This window comes from Dyella terrae (assembly GCF_004322705.1).
Classification (GTDB): Bacteria; Pseudomonadota; Gammaproteobacteria; order Xanthomonadales; family Rhodanobacteraceae; genus Dyella_D; species Dyella_D terrae.
This window is the reverse complement of sequence record NZ_SIZZ01000001.1, coordinates 1,425,762-1,448,161: the sequence shown is the minus strand read 5'-3', so window position 1 is coordinate 1,448,161 and position 22,400 is coordinate 1,425,762. Positions and strand designations below refer to the sequence as shown.

The following is a 22,400-nucleotide window of genomic DNA, read 5'->3' as shown; positions in this document are numbered from 1 at the left end:
GTTGGCTCATGCCGGATAGCGAATCCACATCGAATGCCATTTCCAGGGGCAGGGGAGTGGACCCTGCGTCAGAAGCGCGCGCCCGGAAAACGAGATCCGCCGACGTGCTACCGATGGGCCCCGGCGAATCGCCGAGTCCGCGAGTGGCGTGGGTCAACTGCACCGATCCGGTCATGGCCTATTTCGATGACACGCCAAGATTGAAGCATTTGGTCCAATGCAGCCTCCTGACCGTTCCCCTCGATCACGGCAATCGCGAAGATACGAGGACATTGACGTTGCCGTTAGTGCGAATCCGGGCCCTGGGCAGCGGTCAGGCGCCCCGGCCGCCGCTTTTTTTCAATCCTGGCGGGCCCGGAGGGATGCCTTTGGAGGGCATGGCCCAACTGCGTGACATGTGGGAGAAGAATTTTTGGAGCCTCGCTCAGTCGCTCCCCAGTGCATACGATCTCGTCAGCGTTCATCCACGCGGATTGCCCGGACTTGGGCTGACGGGCGACGTGGGTTTGAAGTGCCGATCAGATGTCGTCGTGGAGGCGCATAACGATGTCATGGATGATCAGAGTGCCGATAACCTCAGGCGTGCGGAACGAGCGACGCAGCGCATCGCCGAGGCTTGCGAAAGCCAGCCGTTGACGCCCTACGTCACGACAGCCCAGATGGTGGGTGATCTGGAAGTGGCGCGCCGGGCGCTTGGTTACCATCCCCTCAACGCGGTGGGTATTTCCTACGGCACGCGCCTGTTTGCTTCCTACGTGGCGACCTATCCGCATTCCGTAGGAAGGGTTCTGTTGGACTCGAACATGAACTTGCTGGCGGATTTCGACGCCAACATCCTGGCTATGGCACCCGAGCGCCAGTTGCAGTTTGAGACGATGATTTGTCATCTGGCTGCATCCGATGAGCAGAAATACCATCTGGGTTCGACGATTCAGGACGTTGCCGGCGTCTTTACCCGTCTGGCGCCTGCGGTCAGAAGTGTGGTTCGACCGCTTCTTTTCGAAGGGCCGGAAGCTCTGATGATCGGGCGTTTTATCGATCGGACCATTAAGCAGTTTCCGTCCATCGACGAGCCTGACCTCAAGCGCATGGTGAACCGCCACGTCCCCCATCATCCCGAACTGCAGGAAAATCTCCGGCATCTTGGGCACGCGATGGTCGAGGCGTATTTTGATCCGCTCGTTGATGATGTCGTGCGCATGGAGGCCGCGCAAAGTGTGTACGTCGCCGTGCGCTGCGGCACGACGCCTTCCATTCACGATCTTGGGTACTGGCGGCAGCAGTTGGATCATCAGGTGACCCACTATCCGACTGCGTCCGCAAACACGTTGTTTTCCCCTTGCAACTTTTGGTCGGGGCGGACCGATAACCCGCCTGACTTTGTAAGTGCCCTGAGTAATCGATCCAACGTCATGTACCTTCAGGGGGAATATGACCCGAGTACGCCATTTTCAAATGTTGTCGCCATGAACGAGAGAATTCCCGGGATGGATCTCGTCGTCCTGGAAGGCGGTCCGATGCATGGCGTGCTGGGCGAGGGCTCGCTCTGTGTCGACAACTACGCGGCCAGTTTCTTGCTGCATGGACGTCAGGCCAATCCAGGCGGTGGCATGACGATCTGCCATCCGGATGCGCCTTCGGGTGCGCGTTCTCGCCGTGATGTGGCTGCTAACGTCGTCCCCCCGCGAGCGCGGGGCCTGGTCGATGCAGCAAGGAGGGCCGAGTACGAAAGCGCGCGTCGTCGATTCTCCAATGCGCTGCGCCGTTCTGCCCTGGCCTGAATCGGGTCACCGGGGTTGCGGGTCGTGGAAATGCAAAAGGCCGCCAGAAGGCGGCCTTTTGCTTGCGACAGGTATCGACCATCAAGCCGAACGCGAGGCCTTCTTGCGGTCGTTTTCCGTCAGGTGCTTCTTGCGCAGACGGATTTCCTTCGGCGTGATTTCAACCAGCTCGTCGTCATCGATGAAGTCCAGCGCCTGCTCCAGCGAGAACTTGATCGCCGGCGTCAGCTGGATCGCATCGTCCTTGCCCGAGGCGCGCATGTTGGTCAGCGGCTTGGGCTTGATGGCGTTGACGGTGAGGTCGTTGTCCTTGGCGTGGATGCCGACCAGCTGGCCTTCATACACCGAGTCACCTTCGGCGGCGAACAGCTTGCCGCGTTCCTGCAGCGGTCCAAGCGAGTAGGCCGGGGTGGTGCCGGCGGCGTTGGCGATCATCACGCCGTTCAGGCGCTTGGCGATCTGGCCTTCTTCCTTCGGACCGTAATGGTCGAACACGTGGAACAGCAGGCCCGAACCCTGGGTGAGGGTCTTGAACTGGTTCTGGAAGCCGATGAGGCCACGCGCCGGGATCATGTACTCAAGGCGCACGCGACCCTTGCCGTCCGGCTCCATGTTCTTGAGCTGGCCCTTGCGGATGCCCAGGCGCTCCATCACCGGACCCTGGTGGATCTCTTCGACGTCGACCACCAGCTGCTCGATCGGCTCCATCTTCTGGCCGTCAACTTCCTTGATGATCACTTCCGGACGCGACACGGCCAGTTCGTAGCCTTCGCGACGCATGTTTTCGATCAGCACCGACAGGTGCAGTTCGCCACGGCCCGACACGAGGAACTTGTCGGCGTCCGAACCCTGCTCGACGCGCAGTGCCACGTTGTGCACCTGCTCGCGCTCAAGGCGATCCTTGATCTGGCGGCTGGTGAGGAACTTGCCGCCGGACAGATCCTTGTTACCGGCGAACGGCGAGTTGTTCACCTGGAAGGTCATGCTGATGGTCGGCTCGTCCACGGTCAGCGCCGGCAGCGCCTCGGGCGCGTCCAGGGTGGTGACCGTGTCGGAAATGGTGAGCTCCTGGATACCCGAGATGGCGACGATGTCACCCGCCTCGGCGGTGTCCTGCTCGATGCGCTCCAGGCCCATAAAGCCCAGCACCTGCAGCACCTTGCCCTGGCGCTTCTTGCCGTGGCGGTCGATGACGGCCACCGGCATGTTCTTCTTGAGCGTGCCGCGCTGGATGCGGCCGATACCGATGACGCCCACGAAGTTGTTGTAGTCGAGCTGGCTGATGCGCATCTGGAACGGGCCTTCCGGGTCGACGTCCGGCTTGGGCGCGTGCTGCATGATGGCTTCGTACAGCGCGGTCATGTCGCCGTCGCGGGCGTCCTGGTCCAGCGAGGCATAGCCATTGAGCGCCGAGGCATAGACGATCGGGAAATCCATCTGTTCCGGCGTGGCGCCGAGACGATCGAAGAGATCCCACACCTGCTCGACGACCCACTCCGGACGGGCGCCCGGGCGATCGATCTTGTTCACCACGACGATCGGCTTGAAGCCCATGGCGAAGGCCTTCTGGGTCACGAAGCGCGTCTGCGGCATCGGGCCGTCCATCGCGTCGACGAGAATCAGCACCGTATCGACCATCGACAGCACGCGCTCCACTTCACCGCCGAAGTCGGCGTGTCCGGGGGTGTCGACGATGTTGATGCGGTTGCCCTGCCAGGTGATGGCCGTGTTCTTGGCCAGGATGGTGATGCCGCGTTCCTTTTCCTGGTCGTTGCTGTCCATCACGCGCTCGGCCAGCACCGTGCGCTCATTGAGGGTGCCCGACTGCTTCAGCAGCTGGTCGACGAGCGTGGTCTTACCGTGGTCGACGTGGGCGACGATGGCGATATTGCGCAGATTTTCGATGGACATGGGCTTGGCTCGGGCGGGCCGCTGAGGACCGTCACGTGGGTTTTTGAAAGGCGAATCGGTCGATTATACATAGGTGAGGCGCCGTTGGCGCCCTTGCGCGTGCAGCGCGGGTGCGGAGATTAGAGGGCGGGGATGACAGTTGTGCGGAAATCGCAGGGGAATTGCGACGCCGGGTACGTCAGGACTCCGCCCGGCCGCGGCCGGGGGCCTGAATGGCCATTCAGGCTAAAGGGCGGGAGCACCGCGGCGCATCAGGCCGTCCGGGCCCGGGTTACCCGCGACGCCGTTTCCTTGTGGAGCTGTGCGGCGAGCCACGCGCCCGTCGCCACCAGCAGGTCCAGGTCGATCCCCGTGGGCATGCCCATGCCGTGCAGCATGTAGACCACGTCTTCGCTGGCCACGTTGCCGGTGGCACCTTTGGCGTAGGGGCAGCCCCCGGTGCCCGACACGGCACTGTCGAGAACGCGGACGCCTTCCTCCAGGCACGCCAGGATGTTCGCGAGGGCCTGGCCGTAGGTGTCGTGGAAGTGGACGGCGAGAGCGGTCATCGGGACCTCCCGCGCCACCGCGCCAAGCATGGCCCTGGCCTTTGCCGGCGTGCCGACGCCGATCGTGTCTCCCAGGGAAATCTCGTAGCAGCCGAGCTCATGCAGGCGCTTTGCGACACGGACGACGTCGCTGACCGGGACCTCGCCCTGGTAAGGGCAGCCAAGCACCGTTGAGACATAGCCCCGCACTTTCACGCCGTCCGCAGCGGCTCGCTCAAGGACCGGCCGGAAGCGCTCGATCGATTCGTCGATCGACGCATTGATGTTCTTGCGGTTGAACGCCTCGGACGCTGCGGTGAACACCGCCACTTCCGTGGCACCGACGGCACGGGCACGGTCGTAGCCTTGTTCGTTGGGCACCAGCACCGGATAGCTCACCCCCGGGACCTTGCGGATGCCTTGGAAGACTTCGGCGGCATCGGCCAGCTGCGGCACCCATTTGGGGCTGACGAAGCTGGTGGCTTCGATGGTCTGCAAACCGGTGGAGGAAAGGCGATCGATCAGCGCGATCTTCACATCGGCCGGCAGCAGGGTCTTCTCGTTCTGCAGGCCGTCGCGGGCGCCGACTTCGACGATGCGGACGTGGTTGGAGGCGGTCATGTGAGCAAGCCTGGCGCGATGGGTGTGGAGGTTCCGGCGATTTCCGTCGCCCTCGATGCACAGATGGGGTCAGGAGGCGAAACGCACCAGTACCGAGTCGGCTTCCACGAACTCGCCCTGGACGGCCGAGACGCCGTCGATCGTGCCGGCGCGGGGTGCCTTGAGCGCCAGCTCCATCTTCATCGCTTCCATGACCAGCAGCTCCTGGCCTTCCTCGACCACGTCGCCGGCCTTCGCCTTGACCAGGACGATGCGGCCCGGCATGGGGGCGATGATCTGGTTGCCACCGCCCGCCTTGCTTGACTCCCAGGCGAAGGCGGCGGCGCGCGCGAAGACATGCCGCATGCCGTCAGCACCGTGCAGCAGGATACGCTGCGCATCCGCACGCAACGGCAGGCGCAGCGATTCGCCATCGAAACGCGCGCTCAGCGCCTGTTCGTCGATGCGAGCGCCGCGCACCTGTGCGCGTGCATCGCCATGGGCGAGGTCGTAGTTGCCGTCATGTCCGTGGGCTTCGACCTCGAAGCGCTGGTCGCGCAGGGTAAGCGCGACGATGCGCTTGCCCGCGTGCCCGACGCGCCATGCGTCGGCACTGGACCACGGCGACCAGGGGTCGCTGGCCGGTGCGGCGAGATGACTTCGCGCTTCGTCGACAAGCAGTGCAGCCGTGGTGGCGGCAAACAGGTTCGTGTTCGAGGGGGCCGTGTCGCCCGCCAGAAATTCATCGAGGTGGCGATCGAGGTAACCGGTATCGATGCGCCCTTCGACCACCACCGGGTGACGCGCCAGGCGCTCGAGGAAGGCGATGTTGGACTTCGGTCCCGTGATTTCGCACTGCGCCAGCGCGTCGCGCAAACGCTGCAGCGCCTGCGGGCGATCGCGATCGTGCACGATCAGCTTGGCGATCATCGGGTCGTAGAAAATGGTGACGGTATCGCCTTCAATGACGCCGCCGTCGAGTCGAACGTGTTCCGTTTGGGCGGGCAATTGCAGTCGCATGAGCTTGCCCGAACCCGGCAGGAAATTCTGCTCAGGATCTTCGGCATACAAACGCACTTCGATGGCGTGACCGTGCGCCCGTACCTGCTCCTGCACCAGTGGCAAGGCGTCGCCGGCGGCAACGCGTAGCTGCCATTCCACAAGATCCAGTCCCAGGGTTTCCTCGGTGACCGGGTGCTCCACCTGCAGGCGCGTGTTCATCTCCATGAAGAAGAACTCGCCGTCCTGCCCGACGATGAATTCCACGGTGCCGGCGCCGACGTAGTCCACGGCGCGCGCGGCGGCGACGGCGGCCTCACCCATGGCCTGGCGACGTTCGGGCGTAAGGAAGGGCGAGGGCGTTTCTTCCAGCACCTTCTGGTAGCGACGCTGCGCGGAACACTCGCGCTCATTGAGATGGATGATGTTGCCGTGCGTGTCGCCGAACACCTGGAATTCGATATGGCGCGGGTGCTCGACATAGCGTTCGAGAATGACGCGCGTGTCACCAAAGGCGTTGGCCGCTTCTCGCTGAGCGGATGCCAGGGCGTCGGCGAATTCCGCATCGCTGCGTACGATGCGCATGCCCTTGCCGCCGCCGCCGGCCGCGGCTTTGATCATGAGCGGAAAGCCGGTGCGCTGGGCCTCCTGCTGAAGATACGCAGCGTCCTGGTTCTCGCCGTGGTAGCCGGGCACCAGCGGCACCGCGTGCTGCTCCATGAGCGCTTTCGCTGCTGCCTTGGAGCCCATGGCATCGATGCTTTCCGGTCGTGGTCCAATGAAGGCCATGCCGGCATCGGTGCAGGCGCGCGCAAACGCTGTGTTTTCCGAAAGGAATCCATAGCCCGGATGGATGGCCTGAGCACCGCTGCGACGCGCGACGTCAAGGATCGTGTCGCCGCGAAGATAGGAATCGGCCGGACGCGGGCCACCGATCGGCCATGCTTCGTCGGCCAGGCGCACGTGCTGTGCATTTGCGTCGGCTTCCGAATACACCGCGATGGTGTGGATGCCCAGTCGGCGGCATGTGCGTATCACGCGGCAGGCGATTTCACCGCGGTTTGCGATCAGGACGCGCTCGAACATGGGGCAGTTCCGGAAGACGGGACGGAGCCGTTAAAGCTAGCAGAATGCGCCTTGTTAGCCGATGCGCAGCGCAGCAAGCGATCAGGCTGGCATGTGGCAAACCGCCTCGATGTTGTGTCCGTCCGGGTCGGTCACGAAGGCGCCGTAGTAGTTCGGGTGATAGTGCGCGCGAATGCCGGGCGGGCCGTTGTCCCGGCCGCCGGCCGCCAGGGCCGCGGCGTAGAAGGCATCGACGGCGGCACGGTCGGGCGCGACGAACGCGCAATGAGCGCGACCCACGCCAGCGTCCGCGCCGCTGATCCAGAACGAAGGCTTGCCCTCGTGGCCGAAGCCGGCATGTGCCTGATTGCCGGTTTCCTCGGCGGAGACTTCCATCACCAGACCTGCGCCCAAAGGCGCGAGTGCACGCGTGTAGAAGGATTTGCTGCGTTCGTAGTCGGTGACGCCTATACCGATGTGGTCGAGCATGGGAAGTCTCCAGCAAAGTGGTTCAGTTCGCGTCGATCCATGCCGGCGCGCGTTTGTCGAGAAAGGCACCCAGACCTTCCTGGCCCTCCATCGACACGCGCAGCCTGGCGATCAGTGCTGCATTGTCGCGGTCGATCGTTTCGGCGCGCTGCAGGTCCGTACCCGCCACCTCAAGTGCCAGTTGCTTGGCGGCGGCCTGTGCCTTCGGGCCCGCCTTGGCGAGCAGCGCCAGCGCACCCTCGACTGCCTGGTCCAGATCATCGGCGGCAACGGTCTGATGGAGCAGGCCGATACGCAGGGCCGTCGCCGCATCGAACAGTTCGCCCGTCAGGAACAGGCGGCGCGCCTGGCGCAGGCCGATCGCGGCGATGACGTAGGGCGAGATCACGGCGGGCACCAGGCCCAGCTTGACTTCGGTGAGGCCGAATTTGGCCGAGTCGACGCCCACGGCGATATCGCAGCAGGCAATGAGCCCCACGCCGCCGCCAAAGGCCGAGCCGTTGACGCGGGCAATCGTCGGTTTGGGAAGGTACTGGAGCGTACGCATCAGCCGCGCGAGCCGCAGCGAATCGGCGAGGTTGTCGGCCTCACTCGCTTTGGCCATGCCGCGCATCCAGTTGAGGTCGGCGCCGGCGGAAAAACTTGCGCCATCGCCGGTCAGCACCACGGCGCGCACATCCGCGTCCTTGCCGGACGACTCCAGTGCTTCGGTGAGCTCGGCGATCAGGCTGTCGTCGAACGCGTTGTGCAGTGCCGCCCGGTCCAGGGTAAGGGTGCGGACGCTGCCTCGATCGGCGATCTGGATGCTGCTCATGCATGGTCTCCGGGAAAAGTCCGTCATCATAAACATGCTCTGCGGCCATCCGGGGGGTGTGCCGCAGGGCGGGGCCGCGCCCGTTCCAGGTGCGGCAAGCCGCCGGGCTGCGCGCCATAAAGGCTTAATGTACAATGCGAACCATTCTTATTTGAGTGGTTGCCGTGCGACTGTCCGACTTGCCGAAGGGTACTGCTGCCGTGGTGGACCGAGTGGACGATGCTCACGCTTCCGACCCGATTGCGCAGCGACTGCGCGACCTGGGTTTCGTGGAAGGCGAGCCCGTGCGTGTGGTTGCGCATGGGCCGCTGGGCGCTGATCCGATCCTGATCCAGATCGGCTCCACGCGTTTCGCCTTGCGCAGGGCCGAAGCGGCGCGCATCACCGTGCGCCAGGAGCAGGCCGCATGAGCACGGGAACGCTTCGCATCGCCCTCGTCGGCAATCCCAACTGTGGCAAGACAGCGCTGTTCAACCAGCTCACCGGCGGCCGCCAGAAAGTGGCGAACTACGCGGGTGTCACGGTGGAACGCAAGGAAGGTCGCTTCACCGCACCGTCCGGCCGCCTGCTGCAGCTGCTCGATCTTCCGGGCACCTACAGCTTCGATACCACCAGCCCGGACGAGCAGATCACGCGCGACGTGCTGGAAGGCAATTATCCGGGTGAAGCCGCACCGGACCTGATCGTCTGCGTGGCCGATGCCACCAATCTGCGTCTGCATCTTCGCTTCGTGCTCGAAGTGAAACGGCTCGGTCGCCCGGTGGTACTCGCACTGAACATGATGGATGCGGCCCGTCGTCGCGGCATCGTGATCGACGTGCCTGAGTTGCAGCGTCGACTTGGCATGCCGGTGGTCGAAACCATCGCGGTGAAGCGTGGCGGCGCGAAGGCGCTGATTGAACGCGTCGATGGCGAGATTCCCGAGGCGGCGCCGGCGCAGCCGGACGATGCGGTCAGCCGCGCGAGTCTTCATGCGCAGGTGCGCGAGATCCTTGCCGCCACGGTCACCATGCCACGCGATACGTCGGCCATCGACGACGCCATCGATCGCTGGGTGCTGCATCCGGTGCTGGGCTTGGGCATCCTGGCGGTGCTGATGTTCATGATCTTCCAGGCGGTGTTTTCCTGGGCGCAGCCGATCATGGATCTCATCGAAGGCGGCATCACCGACCTGGGTGGCTGGGTCGCGGCGGCGGTGCCCGAGGGCAGTGCGCTGCACAGTCTGCTGACCGACGGCATCTTCGCCGGCCTCGGCGCCGTGCTGGTGTTCCTGCCGCAGATCCTGATCCTGTTCCTGTTCATCCTGATTCTCGAGGAATCGGGTTATCTGCCACGCGCGGCGTTTCTGCTCGATCGGATGATGTTCAAGGCGGGTCTCACGGGCCGTGCGTTCATTCCGCTGTTGTCGAGTTTCGCCTGCGCGATCCCCGGCATCATGGCGACGCGCAGCATCACCGATCCGCGCGACCGCCTGACCACCATCCTGGTGGCACCGCTGATGACCTGTTCGGCACGCCTGCCGGTGTACACGTTGCTGATCGCCGCGTTCATTCCGCAGCAGACGGTGTGGGGCATCTTCAATCTGCAGGGCATCGTGCTGTTCACGCTCTACGTGGCGGGCGTTGTCAGCGCGCTGATCGTCGCCTTCGTCATCAAGCGCTTCCGCAAGGACAAGAGCGAGCATGCGCTGCTGATGGAGCTGCCGTCGTACCGCATGCCCAACGTGCGCGACGTGGCGCTCGGCCTTTGGGAGCGCGCCAAGATCTTCCTGAAGCGCGTCGGCGGCATCATTCTCGCGCTGACGGTGCTGCTGTGGTTCCTTTCGAGCTTTCCGGCTCCACCGGACGGCGCAACTCAGCCGGCCATCGATTACAGCCTCGCCGGCCGTATCGGTCGCGCGCTGGAATACGTGTTTGCGCCGATCGGTTTCAACTGGCAGATCTGCATTGCGCTGATCCCGGGCCTGGCCGCTCGTGAAGTGGCGGTGTCGGCGCTGGGTACCGTGTATGCGATGTCCGGCTCGGATGACACGCTCGCGACGCAGCTGGGTCCGGTCATCGCCAACCAATGGTCGCTGGCGACCGCGCTGTCGCTGCTGGCCTGGTATGTCTTCGCGCCGCAGTGCATGTCGACGCTCGCTGTGATCCGCCGCGAAACCAACTCCTGGCGCAACGTCGGCATCGCGGCCGGTTACCTGTTTGCGCTGGCCTACCTGGCTTCGCTCATCACGTACCAGGTGGCGAGGGCGCTGTCGTGACGACCTTCGCGGTGGTGCAGGCGATCATCATCGGCGCGCTCGTCCTGGGCAGCGCGATCTTCGCCTTCCGCCGCCTGCTGCCGGGTACCAGCACCCGTTGGATGGCATCGGCTTCCGCGTCGCTCAACAAGCCCTGGCGAAAGCCGTGGGTGCAGGCCATGGGCCGATGGTTGCAGCCAGCCAGCGCCACGGGGAACTGCGGCGATGGCTGTGGAACATGCGGTAGTTGCGGGCCGAAGCCTCCCGCCAACGCGCGGCCGGATGTGCAGCCGCTGGAATTTCGTCCGCGCAACAAGGGCTGAGCGTTCGGCCCGGCATCATCGAGTCCGTGCGCGTCGCTTCTGGCGAAGCGTCTTGATCAAGTCCGTCGTCCAATACCCCATCGTCACCAGGTTGACGGCCGTAAGCGCCCACCACTCGCCCCAGCCGATGGCGCTGAATTGCGATACGGGCAGCTCCAGGATGAACACATAAACGTAGGGGCGAATGCCCGACACGGGCTTGCCGGCCGGATGGCGACGGTGGAGACGGTGGAAAGCCAGCCAAAGCGCGGCGATGGCCACCGAGGCCACGGGAACCGGATTGTCCCCGAGCAGAAGGAGCGTGAGATAGCTCAGGCAGCACAGCAGGGGGATGAACGCCCAACGTGCGGGCGAATCCCTGGCTTTTTGTGGCGCGGCCTGCCAATGCTGGAGTGCCATCGCGCCGGCGTAGGGGAGCCAGAGGCTTGCCGCCATGACACACAGCAGCACCCACCCTCCGTAACCCGACCACTCCAACGGGTTCTCGGTGTTCAGTTGGTTGACAACCAGCACGAAGCCCCCGGACACCACGACGACGAACAGTAGCGCCAGGAGCACGCGAGCCGTACCGAGGATGAATCGTGGCTGCGCCATGCGCGAGTGATCGTCGGCGTCGAACAGAAACTTCAGGGACTTCTCATCGAAGAAGTTCAGCAGCAGGCTCAGGCGTCCGCGCGAGAAAGTTCGCAAGAAGTTGGTGATGTGGTCGGGGCGGCCGCGGGGAACCAACAACCAGAGCATCGGCCAGAAACGAAAGCTCCCGGAGAGTCGTTGAACGATGCGCTGCGCAAGTTTGGGCTCGGGCTGTCGCTTGCCAAAAATACGCGTATGTCGCGCAAGCTCCCTTGACTGCGCCGGCAGGAGCTCCCACGCCATGATGCCTCGGGTGCGCTGATCGTCAATGACATACGGGTTGTCGAAACCTCGTATGAGATCCAGGTCGAAGAATGCCAGCAAGGTTTCGAAGCAGCTCGATGGCATGGGCGGAGATTTGTTGAACTGTTTCATCAGTAGCTTGCCGACTTGCGCCTTGGCCTCGATCGACCAAAGTTCCTCGCGTTGCTTCAGCCAGGCGAGCAGGCCGTCGGCATTTCCCTCAGCGGCCACGTCGAGCACGAGTGGCAGCAACTTTGCCGGAGAAAGCAGCGTCGACTTGGGTGTTCGCGTCGACGAGCGGGGCTTGTGCCGGGGCCGCTCGGACAAATGTGACGGTGGGTTCGACGCGTGTTCGCTCGTCGCGAGGTCGACCGATAGTTGCGTCGGTGGCGGTGATGTCGCCCCCGCTGCCCCGGACGGCTGCCTGGCCGATGCCTTCAACGCTTGCTTGTACGCCTGGTTGAGTCGCTGGAATCCTTCAGGATCTTCGTCAGGTCGACAGCTGCGCATGCGCTGGGCATAGGCGCGCTTGATCGCACGCTCATCGGCGTCCGGTTCGATGCCAAGGATCTTGTAGATACTCATCCGTTCTGGCTTTCGAGCTGGTCGAGCGCACCCATGAACTGCTTGCGATGCTCACGAATCACCAGTTCGTCCTGGGAGTCGAGGGTCATCCGGAACTGGGCGATCCAGCCCTGCACCAGGTCGCGGTGGTGCAGATGCTCTTCGTACATGCGTTCCGCGCGCGCCAGCACGGCGATGTTCTCCTGCTTCTCGCGCGGATGGATCTTGATGTGTTCAAGCTCTGCCAGGCGACGACGTATCTCTTCCTGGCTCAGCAAGCCTGGATTCTGTTCAAGAATGAGTTCGAAACGCTGGTTGGTGCGCAGGACCAGCGCCTCGGCCTGAAGCACGCCGTTGATGTCATACGTGAAGCGAAGGCGAACGCCGTTCTCGTCCTTGGGAATCCCGCGCTCCAGTGGCACGAGGATCTCTCCCAGGAGAATATTGCGCTCGACCATTGGGTTCTCGCCCTGGTAGATCCGCAGCCTGACCTGAGGCTGGTCGTCGTGCATGGGGGAATAAACTTCTTCGCGACTGACGGGGACCGTGCAATTGCGATGGATGATGGGCGAGAAAAAGCCGTTCTGAATCTGTCCGCGCTCATCACGGCGCGAAATCTCCACGCCAAGCGTGTAAGGACAGACATCCGTGAGGATGACTTCTTCGAGGCGTGCATCGCGCGCCTTGAGCCCGGCGGCGACGCAGGCACCCATGGCAATGGCCTGATCGGGATTGACATGCCGCAGGGGCAGTCGACCAAACATGCGCGAAACGACGCGGGCGACCAGTGGCATGCGGCTGGCGCCACCGACGAGGACGATCTCGTCCAGTTGGCTGGGTTGCAGCTGCGCGTCGCGCATTGCACGCTCCAGCGGCGCGCGCAGGCGTTGTACCAGGCCGTCGCACCGTCGCGTGTACGTCTCTTCATCGATGGACCAGACGATCTGACGTTCGCCCAGGCTGACATCGACGGATGCCTGGGCGGCATGGGTGAGTTCGCGCTTGGCACGCTCAAGGCGACGACGCAGCTGGCCACGTTCGCCCGGGGCGAGCTTGTTGGCCTGGATCTGGTTGTCGGCGCAGAACGCCTCCTCCAGCACATCCAGGAAATCCTCGCCACCAAGGAAGTTATCGCCCGCGCTGGCGTGGACTTCGACGACGCCATCGAAGAGCTCCAGGATCGACACGTCAAAGGTGCCGCCGCCCAGGTCGAAAATCAGGAAGCGGGCACCATCGCGCTGCGCCTGCAATCCGTACGCCAGGGCGGCCGCGGTCGGTTCGTTGATGAGGCGCTCCACCTTGATGCCGGCCAGCTCGCCCGCGGCGCGCGTCGCTTTACGCTGGGCATCCGAAAAATAGGCGGGCACGCTGATCACGGCTTCGGTGACTTTCTCGCCCGTTGCGGCTTCCGCGTCGGCGATGAGCGAGCGCAGGACCAGTGCGGAAAGCTCCTCGGGCCGGAAGTTGCGGGTCCCCAGGCGGGTATCGCGCGCGGAACCCATCCAGCGCTTGAAGGACGCAACGCTGCTGGCCGGATGAGAGACCATGCGGTCACGGGCCGCCTGCCCGACAATGATGTGGTCTTCGTCATCCACGCTGATGACGGACGGCGTCAGGAACTCGCCCAGGGCATTGGGGAACAGGCGAGGACCTTCCGCGTCGAAGCGGCCTATGAGCGAATGGGTGGTGCCCAGGTCGATTCCGACGATCATGCGGGTAGTTCCTGTTTCGACGTATGGTTGAAGATAAGGCGCGTGCTGAGCGGTGCGATCACGCCGCTGGTGCGTCCGGTGATGCCGACGGTGGGCGAGGGCACTGCAACCAGAACACGATCGCCACGGCGGCCAGGCAGAAGGGCTCGAGCGTCCACTTCAGCAGGGGAAGGTCGACGTCATTCAGAAAGTGCCTCGAGCGCAGGAGGTACTCCGCGAGGAACGGCATGGCGATCAGCACGATGGCCCCGACGCGCCGTTCTGCATCGCCTGAGACATAGCGGAGCGCGGCAAAAAGGAGCACCACGATGGCGGCGCCCTCTGTCGGTGCATACCAGGCGGGCCATGCCAGGCCAGCAGCGGCCGTGATGCCTGCGAGGAAAGGGATGAGCGCCGCATGCGCCACGCGGCCGGCCGGATGGGCCGGCGGCGGGCGTCGCTGCCAGAAGAGCAGCGCATCGAAGGTGTACCAGGCGATGCCGCATGCCAGCGTCGCAAGCATCACAGGTGCCCACCGTGAAATCGCATGCAACGGAACGCCGAAGAACGGGCCCAGTGACAGCAAGGCGATGGCTTCAAGCAAGAGCACGAACTGGGTTCGCGCCAGATACATCAGCCCACGCGCGGCACTCATGCGGCGGGTGTCACCCGCGTCCGACCAGAACCGCACAGCGCGCGCGTCGAAATACCGGTCGAGCACCGAGGCTTCCGAGGGGCCGATGCCGCAGGCCTCTCTCAGGCGCGACAGAAACACATGCAGATGTCCCGGGATATGCAGTGAGAGGCAAAGCCAGAGCGTGTATGTCCAGGAGAATGGCCGCTTGAGCAACTGACAAGCTTTTTGTGCGAGCTGGACATCGACGTAGCGGTCCTTGGGCGGCCTTACCGTGCGAGCCAGTTCGTTTCTTTGGCCGTCCGACATCAGCCACGCGAGGTGGCGATCGCTTTTTGCCTGCGCGTGCGTCATGTCATGCGTCGCGAGTGCGTCGCGTGGCCAGTCAAAAAACGCAGCCATGACGTCGTAGCTCGCTGATGTCATGGCTGGTCGCTGGGTGCGCACGATCTCCAGGACATCGCGACTGGCCTGCGTGGTGTCGAGCGCATCCCAAAGCAACGTGGTGAGGGTGAGCCACGCACCGAGCTGACTGGCGTTGCCTGCGCGAAGCATGTCAGCCCAGGTGCTGAGGAACGTCCTTGCCACGTAGTGCGGGCTGAGGGTGTCGGTGGGCGTGCGCGACACTTGCTGGGCCAGAAACAGACCGACCGGCGCATAGGATGTCTGGCAGCGACGACGAAGCAGCACCACCAGTGCGGGATCGATGCCGCGCACCAGCTCGTCGAGCCCAAAGAAAGCCATCAGGGTATCGAAATTGGCGTTCGACAGGGGTAACGGCTCTTCGGTCATCGCCAGCAGCAGGGAGCGGCCGGTACTTTGCTTCGTGTCCAGCGACCAGAATTCCGGTCGTCCATCCAGCCAGCGGCGCAGGCGCAACGGGTCGTCGAGGATGCCCTGCACGGATAGCTCGCGCATGAAGGTCGGGAAGTCGAGCGGCGCACTGGCGGCCAGGGGCCCCGATGAGGCAGGAGCGTCGGGGCCTGCCGGTGATGTCGTCGGCGGCGACGGCATGCGGACGGCCCGCCCATCCGGCTGGCGGGCGCGGCAGATGGAAAGCGCCGACTGATAGTCGTCGTGGAGTTGCTGGAAGGCGACCGGATCCTCGTCGGGCCGACATGCCTTCAGTAAACGAGCATACGCGCGCTTGATGTCCAGCTCGCTGGCGTCGGCGGCGAGGCCCAGTCGCTCAAACGCGTCGTGCATCGCGACGCTTCCTGCGCGTGGACAGTTCGGTTCCATACCGAACGGCAGCCATCCAGGTCTGGATGGCCGCACGAGTAGTGCTGGCGTACAAGCTTCTTCCCCCTGTTGAAGAGCGCTTTCTTGCCTTACATGCGGAAAACACCGAAGCGTTGCGGTTCGATCGGCGCATTAAGGGAGGCCGAGATGGCCAGGCCCAGGACGCGACGGGTATCCGCAGGATCGATGATGCCATCGTCCCACAGTCGGGCACTGGCGTAATAGGGGTGGCCCTGGCGCTCGTACTGATCGCGGATGGGGGCCTTGAAGGCCTCCTCGTCCTCGGCGCTCCAGGACTTGCCGCCGGCTTCCAGGCCATCCCGGCGGACGGTCGCGAGCACGGACGAGGCCTGTTCACCGCCCATCACGCTGATGCGCGAATTCGGCCACATCCACAGGAAGCGGGCGCCATAGGCGCGGCCGCACATGGCGTAGTTGCCAGCACCAAAACTGCCGCCGATCACGACGGTGAACTTGGGGACGTGTGAGCACGCCACGGCGGTCACCATCTTGGCGCCATCCTTCGCGATGCCGGCGTTCTCGTATTTCTTGCCGACCATGAAGCCGGTGATGTTCTGCAGGAACACCAGCGGCACGTTGCGCTGGTTGCACAACTCGATGAAATGCGCACCCTTGAGCGCGCTTTCGGAGAAGAGAATGCCGTTGTTGGCGACGATGCCGACCGGGTAGCCGTGAATGTGGGCAAAGCCGCAGACCAGGGTCTTGCCGTAACGCGCCTTGAACTCGTGGAACTCCGAGCCGTCGACGATACGTGCGATGACTTCGCGAATGTCGAAGGGGCGGCGCGTATCGAGCGGAATCACGCCGTAGAGTTCCTCGGCGCTGAATTTGGGTTCGACCGGCGCGCGCAGGGCGAGCGGCATGTCCTTCTTGCGATTGAGGCTGGCGACGATGTCGCGCGCGATCGACAGGGCGTGCGCATCGTTCTCGGCAAAATGATCGGCGACGCCGGAAACCGACGTATGGACGTCCGCGCCGCCGAGTGCTTCGGCGTCCACGATTTCGCCGGTCGCCGCCTTCACCAGCGGAGGACCGCCCAGGAAGATGGTTCCCTGCTCACGAACGATGATGGTTTCGTCGCTCATGGCCGGAACGTACGCGCCGCCGGCCGTGCACGAACCCATGACGACAGCGATCTGCGGGATGCCCAGTGACGACATGCGCGCCTGGTTGAAGAAGATGCGGCCAAAGTGCTCCTTGTCGGGAAACACTTCGTCCTGGAGCGGCAGGAAGGCGCCGCCGGAATCCACCAGGTAGATGCAGGGCAAGCGGTTCTCCAGCGCGACTTCCTGCGCCCGGAGGTGTTTCTTCACCGTCATGGGGAAGTAGGTGCCACCCTTGACCGTCGCGTCATTGGCGACCACGAGGACTTCCTGGCCATTGACCCGGCCGATACCCGTGATGATGCCGGCGGCGGGCGCGGCATCGTCGTACATGCCATGGGCCGCCAGTGGCGACAGCTCGAGGAAGGGCGAGCCCGGATCGAGCAGGGCGCGGATGCGCTCACGCGGCAGCAGTTTGCCGCGCGACGTGTGCTTCTCGCGGGCCTTTTCGCCACCTCCTTCCGCACTGCGCGCCAGTTCGCGTCGCAGGTCATCCACCAATCCACGCAGGTGCGTGCTGCTGGCCTGAAACTCCGGGGCGCGGGGATCGATCTGCGAAGCGAGGACGCTCATCGTGCTTGGCTGCCATCGTGTGGGAATGCACGATGATAGCGGCGGGCGCGGCGCATTCGAAATGCACTGCAGCGATGCACGGAAAATCCGGTAACGCAGGCTTCCGACGATTATGCGGCGCGTCGTTCGCCGCGTTGCAACAACACCATGCAAGATTTACACGCGCCCATAAAAAAACCGGCCGCGCGAGGCGGCCGGTTTCCTGGAGCAAACAAAGGGTATTAGTGACCCTTCATCGCGTCCTTGGTCTTGTCAGCTGCGTCCTTGGCGGCACCAGCAGCGTCCTTGGCAGCGTCAGCAGCCTTGCCAGCCTGGTCGGCGGCGTTGGAAGCAGCGTCCTTGGCCTGGTCGACGGCGTCGGCAGCAGTCGGAGCAGCAGCAGTGGTGGCGGCAGCAGCAGCCTGCTGAGCCTGGCCAGCAGCCTGGCTGGCAGCGTCAGCAGCAGCCTTGGCCTGATCAGCGGCCTGGTCGGTCGCCGTGCCCGGAGCCTGCGCAGCAGCCTGCTGCGCCTGGTCAGCCGACTGCTGAGCCTGGTCAGCCGACTTCTGGGCGTCCTGCGCGGAATCCTGCGCGCCGTTGCTGCAAGCCGCCAGCAGCGCGACGAGCGCGGAGGCGAGTAGGGTACGCGTGAACTTCATTGTGAATCTCCTTTGCCGTGGAATGCCGTTTGGCGGGCGTATTAATAGCGCTTTCGCGGAAATTGCGCCAGATCTTTATTTAACAACGTCATCTCCGGTTATCCCCCTTTCATAAGCGGGGGATAATCGGCCAACCCGGGGAATCGTCAGTCGAGGCGTTCGATGGCGACGGCCGTGGCCTCGCCACCGCCAATGCACAGGGAGGCCACGCCGCGCTTGAGGCCGCGGACCTTCAATGCATTCAACAACGTAACGACGAGACGCGTGCCGCTGGCACCGATCGGGTGACCCAGGGCGCAGGCGCCGCCATTGACGTTGAGCTTCTCATGCGCAATGCCGAGCTCGCGCATCGGTGCCATGGCCACCACGGCGAAGGCTTCGTTGATTTCGAACAGGTCCACGTCCTCGACCTTCCATCCGGCCTTGTCCAGCACCTTGGTCAGCGCGCCGATCGGCGCGGTGGTGAACCACTCCGGCTCCTGCGACTGGGTGGCGTGGGCCACGATGCGGGCCAGCGGCTTGACACCACGTGCCTTGGCGTCATCGGCGGACATCAGCACCACAGCGGCGGCGCCGTCGGAGATGCTCGACGAGCTGGCGGCGGTGATGGTGCCGTTCTCCTTGCGGAAAGCCGGCTTGAGGGTCGGGATCTTGGCCACGTCCGAACGACCCGGCTGCTCGTCGGTGTCGACCTTCACTTCGCCTTTGCGGCTGGCCACGGTCACCGGAACGATTTCGTCGGCGAACGCGCCGTTCTGCTGCGCGGCCTGCGCACGCTTGACCGACTCGATGGCGAAGGCGTCCTGCTCTTCGCGGGTGAAGTGGTACTTGTCGGCGCACAGTTCGCCGAACACGCCCATGGCTTTGCCGTCGTACGGGTTGGTCAGGCCATCCCACGCCATGTGGTCGACCAGGGTGCCGTCGCCATAGCGGATGCCGGTACGGGCATTGACCATGTGCGGGGCGTTGGTCATGGACTCCATGCCACCTGCGACGACCACCGCGGCCGAGCCGGCCTTGATGAGGTCATGGCCGATCATGATGGTCTTCATGCCCGAGCCGCACACCTTGTTGACAGTGGTGCAGCCGGTGGCGACCGGCAGGCCGGCCTGCAGCGCTGCCTGACGAGCGGGAGCCTGGCCGAGGTTCGCCGGCAACACGCAGCCCATCAACACTTCGTTGACATCCTGGGCGGCGACACCCGCCTGCTCCAGCGACGCACGAATGGCGGTGGCGCCCAGCGTGGGCGAGGGCACGCCGGTGAACTGGCCGAGGAACGAACCGATGGCCGTGCGCTTGGCACCGACGATGACAACACTGACGTCCGACATGAGGATCTCCGCAGGGACTGATTCGGGCGCAGGCGCCCATGACTGATCCCTAGGATTATCGCAGCCGTCCGTGACAAGCGGCAAATTGGCGTTATAACGATGTTTACGGCGGCCTGGGGAGGCGCCGGGATCACGCGGCCGGATTCGCTGAGGGGCATTCTGGGGGCAACGATCATGAGTATCTGTGCGCTCTGCCGGGGGCGATGGCTTCCGGTGATCGGTCTGGCACTTGGCCTGGCAGCCTGCGGCGGGGGAGGCAGCGGGGGCACGCGTCCCACGACGTCGCCGCCGTCTGCGCCGGTTACGCCACCGGCGGCTGCGGCCCAGCAACCGCCCATCGATGCCCAGCTCGCCATCACCAACACCTATGCGGCCCATGCGGCGGGCTACACCGGCGCCGGCGTCACCATCGGCGTGGTCGACAGCGGCATCATGCGTAACCATCCCATGCTGGCCGGGCGCGTGATCGACGAGCTGATCTACGTCGATCCCCAGACCAACAACACCAGTGTCGATGACGTGGTCGGACATGGAACCTGGGTCAGCGAAGTGGCCGCGGGTACCGCCTTCGGGGCGCTTCCGGGAGGCATCGCACCGGCGGCAAAACTGGTATCGGCGCGGCTGATCGATGACGTCGCGCCCAAGGACGACGGTTCCGGCCAGGGGAATCACGCATCCAACGCCGATCCGCTTGGCGCCATCAATGCGGATTTCATGGCGCGCGGCGTCAAGATCGTCAACAACTCCTGGGGCGGTGTGTATTGGAGTGCCACCGATACCGCCACGACACTGAGTTTCCGCAATGCGTACTACCCGTTCGTGCACGACTGGAGCGGGTTGGTTGTGTTTGCCGCAGGCAATGACAGCGCGGCCAACCCCAGTGACGCGGCCGCCTTGCCCCTGCGTGTCCCGGAAGTGATGCCGGGCTGGCTGACGGTGGTGGCCGTGGACAGCAATCATCCCGATCAGCTGGCCAGTTACTCCAACAAGTGCGGAAGCATGATGTCCAGTTGCCTGGCGGCACCGGGCGACGTCATCGTGAGCAGCAAATCCGATACGACGACCAGCCAGAACCTGCTCTGGGTCAGCGGCACGTCATTCGCCGCACCGCAGGTGTCGGGTGCCGCGGCGCTGGTGTGGCAGGCCTACCCCTATTTCACCAATGACCTGGTGCGCCAGACCTTGCTTGGAACGGCGACGGATCTGGGTACGCCCGGCCCCGATGCGACATTTGGCTATGGCCTGCTCAACGTCGGCAAGGCGGTCAACGGGCCCGCGCGTTTCGATTGGGGCGATGTCACGGTGAGCTTCGATGGCACGTCGCAGTGGAACAACGCCATCAGCGGCGCGGGCGGACTGACCAAGCAGGGCAGCGGTACCTTGCTGCTCACCCAGCCTTCGACGTACGCCGGTGCCACGACGGTAGCGGCCGGGGTGTTGTCGGCGGTGTCGTTACTGGGCCGTGTGAGCATCCTCCCGGGAGCGACGCTCTCGCGGACGGCCACCGTCTCGAATGCGGTCGACAATCAGGGCGTGCTCGTTGTGGCCGGCGGGAACACCACCATCCAGAATCAGTACACGCAGTACGCCGGCGGGCGTCTCGCCCTCGAGCTGGGTTATGTGCTTCATGTCGGCGTGGCCAGCCTGCTCGGAGGCGATCTCTATGTCATGGGGGCGGCAAGCGGTTACGTCGCCAGTTCCCATACGTCGGTCATCCAGGCCGATACCGGCGTCTCCGGTACGTTCAACGCCTTGAATCTCGCGCCGGGCGTGTTCCTGACGGCGACGCTCAACTACGGCAGCAAGGAAGTGTGGCTGAATGTGTCGCAAGTGCAAGCATCGGCGGTGCCGGGCATGCAGTACACAGCGACGACACTCGCCGCGGCGCAGCGCGTGGACGGCGCGTTCGCGACGCTCAACAGTACGGCTGCATCGGCTGCGAGCGGATCGACACTACAGGCGGCTGCCAGCCTCCAGCAGTCGAGCGGCTTGTCGATGGCGCAGCAATCCCTGCATTCGCTTGCGGGGCAGCTGCATGCCGCCAGTCTGTCGATGACCCTGCAGGCTATCGACGCGGGATCGCGCGCGGTGTCGGACCGGTTCATGGCGCTGTCGGGTGGACCGGCAGACAGCATCTGGAGCCAGAGCCTCGGCTATCGCGGCAACCTCACGCGGAACGGTTACGACAGCGTCGGTGCGGACATGGCCGGCTGGATGGTTGGCAGGGATCTTCACCTCGACTCAGAAGTCGTCGGATTCAGCGTTAGTCAGACCCGGGGCATGGGCCGCCTCCATGCCAGCGACGACTGGCAGAGTCAGCAATCCGTGGAGGCGAGCGGCTACGCGGGTACGGTATCCGACCGGTGGTATGGATTCGGGCGCGTCGCACTGGGCAGTTATCGCCAGACGATGCATCGAAGCCTGATGCTGGGCGCAACCCCGATGAGTGTCGGCGACGATGGCGGCGGCAGCTACAGCCTGGGTTATGGCGAGCTGGGCGCGCCGTGGCGGTGGGATGTGTTTGACCTCACGCCCTACGCGAGCCTTCAGTACACGCAGGTGCACGACCGCGGGTTCGATGAGCTGGGCGGCGCGGGTTTCGGTCTGAAGGCGGGTGCCAGCACGAGTTCGCGCTGGCTGGGCGGTATGGGGCTGCGAATGTCGCGAGGCTGGAACTGGCGAAGCAACCGCCTGGTACTTGAAGGCCATTCCTTGTGGCAGCGCGCCTTCGGGATGCACGGCGAAGTGCAGGATGCCAGTTTCCAGGCGTTCGACCAGTGGGCCCCGATTGGCGGCATCGGCGTCGCACGTCGCGGCACGGTATTCGGCGGCAGCCTCAGGTGGGATGGCGTGGATGGCGCACAGCTGAGCGCCGGCGTCGATGAGGTCACGGGCGATCGCGAGCACGCAGGTGTTGTCTCGATGACGCTGGCGTTGCCTTGGTAGCTGCAGAGGAGGGACCGCGACGGCGGCCCCTCCCGG

The 22,400-nt window shown here is 64.4% G+C and carries 16 protein-coding genes; 5 read left to right on the top strand and 11 right to left on the bottom strand.

Annotation, left to right across the window (positions count from 1 at the left end; translation table 11 throughout):
• Nucleotides 1–173 precede the first annotated feature (173 nt).
• Nucleotides 174–1,781, top strand: coding sequence for an alpha/beta fold hydrolase (locus EYV96_RS06480; RefSeq protein ID WP_165488610.1), 1,608 nt, complete (start codon nucleotides 174–176; stop codon nucleotides 1,779–1,781).
• A gap of 81 nt (nucleotides 1,782–1,862) precedes the next feature.
• Here EYV96_RS06480 and typA read toward each other — a convergent pair whose 3' ends face one another.
• The 5 genes from typA to EYV96_RS06455 all read right to left on the bottom strand — a co-directional run bounded on the left by typA (nucleotide 1,863) and on the right by EYV96_RS06455 (nucleotide 8,186).
• On the bottom strand, nucleotides 1,863–3,692 hold the full coding sequence (gene typA, locus EYV96_RS06475; protein WP_131150626.1) for a translational GTPase TypA: 1,830 nt from the start codon (nucleotides 3,690–3,692) through the stop codon (nucleotides 1,863–1,865).
• A 251-nt stretch (nucleotides 3,693–3,943) separates the two neighbouring features.
• Nucleotides 3,944–4,840, bottom strand: coding sequence for a hydroxymethylglutaryl-CoA lyase (locus EYV96_RS06470; protein WP_131150625.1), 897 nt, complete (start codon nucleotides 4,838–4,840; stop codon nucleotides 3,944–3,946).
• A 69-nt stretch (nucleotides 4,841–4,909) separates the two neighbouring features.
• The gene (locus EYV96_RS06465; protein ID WP_131150624.1) at nucleotides 4,910–6,904 is read right to left on the bottom strand and encodes an acetyl/propionyl/methylcrotonyl-CoA carboxylase subunit alpha; all 1,995 of its coding nucleotides are present in this window, start codon (nucleotides 6,902–6,904) and stop codon (nucleotides 4,910–4,912) included.
• Nucleotides 6,905–6,985: 81 nt separating this feature from the next.
• On the bottom strand, nucleotides 6,986–7,372 hold the full coding sequence (locus EYV96_RS06460) for a VOC family protein (RefSeq protein ID WP_131150623.1): 387 nt from the start codon (nucleotides 7,370–7,372) through the stop codon (nucleotides 6,986–6,988).
• Nucleotides 7,373–7,394: 22 nt separating this feature from the next.
• Entirely contained in the window at nucleotides 7,395–8,186 is a 792-nt protein-coding gene (locus EYV96_RS06455; RefSeq protein WP_131150622.1) for an enoyl-CoA hydratase-related protein, read from the bottom strand.
• Nucleotides 8,187–8,350: 164 nt separating this feature from the next.
• Between EYV96_RS06455 and EYV96_RS06450 the strand changes: the two genes are divergently transcribed.
• The 3 genes from EYV96_RS06450 to EYV96_RS06440 are packed head-to-tail and all read left to right on the top strand — an operon-like array spanning nucleotide 8,351 to nucleotide 10,745.
• Nucleotides 8,351–8,596: a FeoA family protein gene (locus tag EYV96_RS06450; RefSeq protein ID WP_131150621.1), complete on the top strand. Its 246-nt coding sequence runs from the start codon at nucleotides 8,351–8,353 to the stop codon at nucleotides 8,594–8,596.
• A complete protein-coding gene (gene feoB / locus EYV96_RS06445; protein WP_131150620.1) occupies nucleotides 8,593–10,443 on the top strand; it encodes a ferrous iron transport protein B in 1,851 nt (616 codons plus the stop codon). The genes EYV96_RS06450 and feoB overlap by 4 nt, the downstream gene beginning before the upstream one ends.
• A complete protein-coding gene (locus EYV96_RS06440) occupies nucleotides 10,440–10,745 on the top strand; it encodes a DUF6587 family protein (protein ID WP_131150619.1) in 306 nt (101 codons plus the stop codon). The genes feoB and EYV96_RS06440 overlap by 4 nt, the downstream gene beginning before the upstream one ends.
• 15 nt (nucleotides 10,746–10,760) lie before the next feature.
• Here the strand turns inward: EYV96_RS06440 and EYV96_RS06435 are convergent, their stop codons facing one another.
• The 6 genes from EYV96_RS06435 to EYV96_RS06410 form a co-directional block, all read right to left on the bottom strand.
• Nucleotides 10,761–12,206 (bottom strand): J domain-containing protein, encoded by a 1,446-nt coding sequence (locus tag EYV96_RS06435; protein WP_131150618.1) that lies wholly within the window; start codon nucleotides 12,204–12,206, stop codon nucleotides 10,761–10,763.
• A complete protein-coding gene (locus EYV96_RS06430) occupies nucleotides 12,203–13,897 on the bottom strand; it encodes a molecular chaperone HscC (protein ID WP_131150617.1) in 1,695 nt (564 codons plus the stop codon). The genes EYV96_RS06435 and EYV96_RS06430 overlap by 4 nt, the downstream gene beginning before the upstream one ends.
• Nucleotides 13,898–13,955: 58 nt before the next feature.
• A complete protein-coding gene (locus tag EYV96_RS18845) occupies nucleotides 13,956–15,716 on the bottom strand; it encodes a J domain-containing protein (protein ID WP_205746102.1) in 1,761 nt (586 codons plus the stop codon).
• A 125-nt stretch (nucleotides 15,717–15,841) separates the two neighbouring features.
• Entirely contained in the window at nucleotides 15,842–17,449 is a 1,608-nt protein-coding gene (locus tag EYV96_RS06420; RefSeq protein ID WP_131150616.1) for a carboxyl transferase domain-containing protein, read from the bottom strand.
• Between the two features lie 221 nt (nucleotides 17,450–17,670).
• Complete coding sequence (locus EYV96_RS06415; RefSeq protein ID WP_131150615.1) at nucleotides 17,671–18,087, bottom strand: hypothetical protein; 417 nt, start codon at nucleotides 18,085–18,087, stop codon at nucleotides 17,671–17,673.
• A 146-nt stretch (nucleotides 18,088–18,233) separates the two neighbouring features.
• On the bottom strand, nucleotides 18,234–19,418 hold the full coding sequence (locus EYV96_RS06410; RefSeq protein ID WP_131150614.1) for a thiolase family protein: 1,185 nt from the start codon (nucleotides 19,416–19,418) through the stop codon (nucleotides 18,234–18,236).
• 174 nt (nucleotides 19,419–19,592) lie between these two features.
• On the opposite strand from EYV96_RS06410, the gene EYV96_RS06405 reads away from it, so the two are divergent.
• Nucleotides 19,593–22,364, top strand: a complete 2,772-nt coding sequence (locus tag EYV96_RS06405) for an autotransporter serine protease (RefSeq protein ID WP_131150613.1) — start codon at nucleotides 19,593–19,595, stop codon at nucleotides 22,362–22,364.
• Nucleotides 22,365–22,400 lie beyond the last annotated feature (36 nt).